The 4,907-nt window shown below is 41.1% G+C and carries 4 protein-coding genes; all 4 read left to right on the top strand.

Going from position 1 to position 4,907, the window contains the following annotated elements; translation table 11 throughout:
* Window positions 1-157 precede the first annotated feature (157 nt).
* Window positions 158-1,270 (top strand): BMP family lipoprotein, encoded by a 1,113-nt coding sequence (locus ACO6FI_RS11640; protein WP_485457473.1) that lies wholly within the window; start codon window positions 158-160, stop codon window positions 1,268-1,270.
* A 101-nt stretch (window positions 1,271-1,371) separates the two neighbouring features.
* Window positions 1,372-2,916, top strand: a complete 1,545-nt coding sequence (locus ACO6FI_RS11635) for a YjjI family glycine radical enzyme (RefSeq protein ID WP_485457472.1) — start codon at window positions 1,372-1,374, stop codon at window positions 2,914-2,916.
* Window positions 2,916-3,758, top strand: a complete 843-nt coding sequence (locus ACO6FI_RS11630; protein ID WP_485457471.1) for a YjjW family glycine radical enzyme activase — start codon at window positions 2,916-2,918, stop codon at window positions 3,756-3,758. Before ACO6FI_RS11635 ends, ACO6FI_RS11630 begins: the two co-directional genes overlap by 1 nt.
* Before the next feature lie 35 nt (window positions 3,759-3,793).
* Window positions 3,794-4,907 (top strand): ABC transporter ATP-binding protein (locus ACO6FI_RS11625; RefSeq protein ID WP_485457470.1); only part of this gene is annotated, 1,114 nt, incomplete at its 3' end.

Genomic DNA, 4,907 nt, shown 5'->3' with positions numbered 1-4,907 from the left:
AAACAGGACATTTTCGTTTGGGGTATATTAGGACTTTATCATATACGGCTTATAATCTAAATCTTATTTAAATATAACAACTTGATTACAAATAACTTATGGTTTATACTTAAATTGATATTTTTTATTTAATGTTTGTTCATTTTAAGGAGGAAAAATGAAGAAAAGATTATTGGCTATCGCTATGGCAACACTTATGGGATTTTCACTTGTAGCTTGCTCATCAGGCTCATCGGAACCTAAGGTAGACGGCTCTTCAAAGGCTGAGGAAAGCAAGGACGGAGAGAGTAAGGCTGACGAGAGCAAGGCTGATGCAGGTGAGAAGAAGGCCGCAACAGACTTTAAGGTAGGTATGGTTACCGATGTGGGCGGTGTTAATGACGGTTCATTCAACCAGTCGGCTTGGGAAGGTCTTCAAAGAGCACAGAAGGAACTCGGTATTCAGGCAAAGTACTTGGAGTCTAAGACTGATTCAGACTATGTTCCTAACATCGAGACATTGGTTGATGATGACTATGACCTTATTATCTGTATAGGATATCAGCTTGCAGATGCACTTAAGTCCGAAGCTGAGAAAAACCCTGATAAGAAGTTCGCTATTGTCGATGATTCATCAATAAAGCTTGACAATGTAGCATGTCTTATGTTTGAGCAGGCACAGGCTTCTTACCTTGTAGGCTATGTTGCAGGAAAGACAACCAAGTCAAACACTGTAGGTCTTGTTATAGGTATGTCAACAGATACTATGAATGAGTTCGGATACGGATATCTTGCAGGTGTTAAGGATGCCAATAAGGATGCAACTATCTTACAGAACAATGTAAACAGCTTCGCTGATACAGGTGCAGGTAAGACAGCAGCCAACAATATGGTGGCAAACAAGGCTGACGTTATCTTCCATGCTGCAGGCGGTACAGGTCTCGGTGTTATTGACGGATGTAAGGAAGCAGGCATCTGGGCTATCGGTGTTGACTCCGACCAGTCTAAGGTTGCACCTAAGACTATCCTCACTTCAGCTATGAAGAGAGTTGACAATGCGGTATATGATGAGGCTAAGGCCGCACTTGACGGAGAGTACAAGGCAGGTGTTAAGACTTATACATTAAAGGACGGCGGTGTTGATATCGCACCTACAACAGACAACCTTGATCCTGAGGTTTTGAAGGAAGTTGAAGATGTAAAGGCTAAGATCATTTCAGGTGATATTGTAGTACCTAAGACAAAGACTGATTTTGAAGCTAAGTACGGTGATATCTACGAGCTTGACTAAACAATATATTCTATCGGGCAGCAATCTATTGCTGCCCCCTTAAATATATCTATGAATTTCGTAGGTATATTTAAGGGTAAACCCTTATAGAATGGAGTAATATGAGAGACATCAGCTTAGATAAAGTTAACAAAATCAGAGAGAGTATGCTTGAGACTGTAAAGAGTCCGAGCCTTACTCATGAGCAGAAAGTGGCTACCATGGCCAATCATGCAGATTCACTTCTTGAAGTGCTTGATTTGCCTGAAGGTTTGGATGAGCTTCTTAATGCAGAGATAGACAGCCAGTGTATTTGTGATTTGTTTGAGGGTCATGCACCGCTAAGACCGAGATATATAATACCTGACTATGCAAAGTTTATGAGAGAAGGAAGCAAGTTTTTACAGCTTGATCCTCCTAAGGATTTGTACGAGGCATTGAATTCACTGCTTATTTTCTATCGCCATGTTCCGAGCGTAACCAATTTCCCTGTTTATGTAGGTCAATTAGATGAACTACTGGATCCTTTTGTACAGGATATGGACAGGGATTTGGTAAAGAAGATGATAAAGCTGTTCTTTATAAATATGGACAGAACTATTTTGGACTCATTCTCACATGCAAATATCGGACCTAGGGACACATTGGCAGGAAGGATAATTCTTGAGGTGGAGGCCGAGCTTGAGCAGGCGGTACCGAATATCACATTGAAGTATGACCCTGAGGTGACAAGCGACGAGTTTGCACTTATGGCGATAAATACGGCACTTCACAGTGCAAAGCCTTCATTTGCAAACCATAAGATGTTTTGCGGTGAGCTTGGAGAAAAGTATGTTATTGCAAGCTGCTACAACGGACTTTTGCTTGGAGGCGGTTCATATACACTTGCAAGAATGATCTTGGGAAATATCGCAAAGAGAGCTAAGAATATCGAAGACTTTAAGACAAACACTCTGCCTTATGTTATGGATATTATGGCAAGATATATGGATGAGAGAATAAAGTTTGAGGTCGAGGAGAGCGGTTTCTTTGAGAACAATTTCCTTGCAAAGGAAGGCTTTATAAGCAGGGAGAGATTCTCCGCCATGTTCGGTCTTGTAGGTCTTGCCGAGGCTGTAAACATTCTTCTTGAAAAAGAGGGAATAGAGGGCAGATACGGTCACAGCGAGGTGGCTGATAAGCTGGCTGTAGAGATAATGGATATAATAGATGATTTCAACAAGCATCATTTCAACAAGTACTGTGAGGGTACAGACGGACATTTCTTACTTCACGCACAGGTAGGTATTGCAAGTGATGTCAAGGTATCACCGGGAACAAGAATTCCGATAGGTGAGGAGCCTACAAATCTTTTGGATCACCTTAAGCATTGTGCCAAGTTCCACAAGTATTTCCCTTCAGGAACAGGTGATATATTCCCTATAGACCTTACGGTACACAAAAACCATGAATATGTACTTGACATTATAAAGGGTGCAATGAAAGAAAATATCAGATACCTTTCATTCTATTCATCAGACTCGGATATAATAAGAATTACAGGATATCTTGTAAAGAGATCCGAGATAGAGAAGCTTGAAAAGGGCGAGAGTGTACTTCAGGATACTACGGCACTCGGCATGGGCGCAAAGCACAACGGTAAGATCCTTGAAAGGAAAGTGCGCTAGTGTACAGTGCCGATGTCAACAAGATAATACCTTTCAGCAGTGTGGACGGACCGGGCAACAGAACAGCCATATTTTTACAGGGCTGCAATTTCAATTGTAAATACTGTCACAATCCGGAGACAAGAAATATTTGCATAAACTGTATGGATTGTGTGCCTACCTGTCCCACAGCCGCACTGAGCGTTAAAGACGGCAAGGTGGCATTTGCACCGCAAAAGTGTATAGCCTGTGATACCTGTATCAAGGTTTGCAAGCACGGCGCCACTCCGAGGATTGTCAAGATGACCTCTAAAGAGACCTTTGATAAGATATGTGAAAATGTACCTTTTATCAGAGGGATCACTTTTTCAGGAGGTGAATGCAGCCTGTATCCCGATTTTATGAGAGAAGTGTTTACTCTTTGTAAGCAGGCAGGACTAAGTACAATGATTGACAGCAACGGAAGCATAGACTTTAGAAAGTTTGATGACTTATTGGAAGTTTGTGACGGAGTGATGCTTGATATTAAGGCGTATGATTATAATGAACATATAAAGGTTACCGATGTCGGAAATGATGTTGTACTGAATAATGCAAGATATTTGGCAAAGATAGGCAAGCTTTTTGAGGTAAGGACTGTGGTTGTACCCGAGCTTTTTGACTTTAGAAAGACGGTTTATGATACTTCAAAGGAGCTTGCTCCTTTCCTAAAAATATCAAATATAAGGTACAAGATTATCGCGTACAGGAAAAACGGTGTAAGAAAAGAATACAGAGACTTTAGAAGTCCTACAAATGAAGAGATGAATGAAGCTAAAGATATAGCAATAAAAAACGGCTTTAGTGATATTGTGCTGATATAGCAAGTATATAAAAGACCTGATAATAAGGAGGGAGAATGGACACAGCTGTCGAAATGCAAAATATAGTCAAGAAGTTTGGCGATTTTGTTGCAAATGATGGTATCAATCTCACGGTAAAAAAGGGAGAGGTTCATGCTATTTTGGGAGAGAACGGTGCAGGTAAATCCACACTTATGAATATTTTATACGGTTTATACCATCCTACTTCAGGAAAAATATTCATAGACGGTAAGGAAACCGCCATCGGTACTCCGCAAAGAGCGATAGATTTGGGAATAGGTATGGTGCATCAGCATTTTATGCTTATACCGCCTTTTACCGTTACCGAAAATATTGCACTGGGCATGGAAGATACCAAGGGACTTGTATTGGATTTGAAAAAATCAAGAGAGAAGATAGTGGAGCTTTCCAAAAGATACGGTCTGGCAGTGGATCCGGACGCCAAGATTGAGGATATCTCTGTAGGTATGCAGCAAAGAGTGGAGATTTTGAAGGTATTGTACAGAGGTGCAAAGACTCTTATACTTGACGAGCCTACCGCTTCACTGACACCGCAGGAGATACTTGAACTTATAGATATCATAAAGAGTCTTACAAATGACGGAAAGTCCGTAATACTTATCACACATAAGCTGAAGGAAATAAAGGCTTGTGCCGATTCATGTACTATCATAAGACACGGAAAGTATATAAACACTGTGGATGTAAAGACTACAAGTGAGAGCGAACTTGCCGCCATGATGGTAGGTAGAGATGTTTCATTCTCTGTAGAGAAAGAAAAAAGAGAACCGGGAGAGGTGGTACTTTGTGTGAAGGATCTTTGTGCAAAGGACTACAGAAAGGCGGATATACTCAAGTCACTTTGTCTTGATGTAAGAAGAGGCGAGATAGTGGGTATTGCCGGAGTTGACGGCAACGGTCAGTCCGAATTGGTGGAGATACTTACAGGACTGAAAAAGGCCGAGTCGGGAAGCGTTACCATACTTGGCAAGGATGCCTTCAATGTAACGCCGAGACAGAGTTTTGATATGGGTATTACAAGTATACCTGAGGACAGACAAAAGCACGGACTTGTACTTGATTTCAGTGTGGCGGAAAATCTTATACTTCAAAACTTTGAGAATGAACCTTTCTCAAAAAACGGTATAC

This window comes from Lachnoanaerobaculum sp. (genome assembly GCF_057250505.1).
The sequence above is the reverse complement of the archived record's forward strand: the minus strand, read 5'-3'. Positions and strand labels throughout refer to the sequence as shown.

What these genes read in the sequence shown, in the direction of transcription:
- ACO6FI_RS11635 (WP_485457472.1), top strand. Translation starts at nt 1,372, where the DNA reads ATGAGAGACATCAGCTTAGATAAAGTTAACAAAATCAGAGAGAGTATG.
- ACO6FI_RS11640 (WP_485457473.1), top strand. Translation starts at nt 158, where the DNA reads ATGAAGAAAAGATTATTGGCTATCGCTATGGCAACACTTATGGGATTT.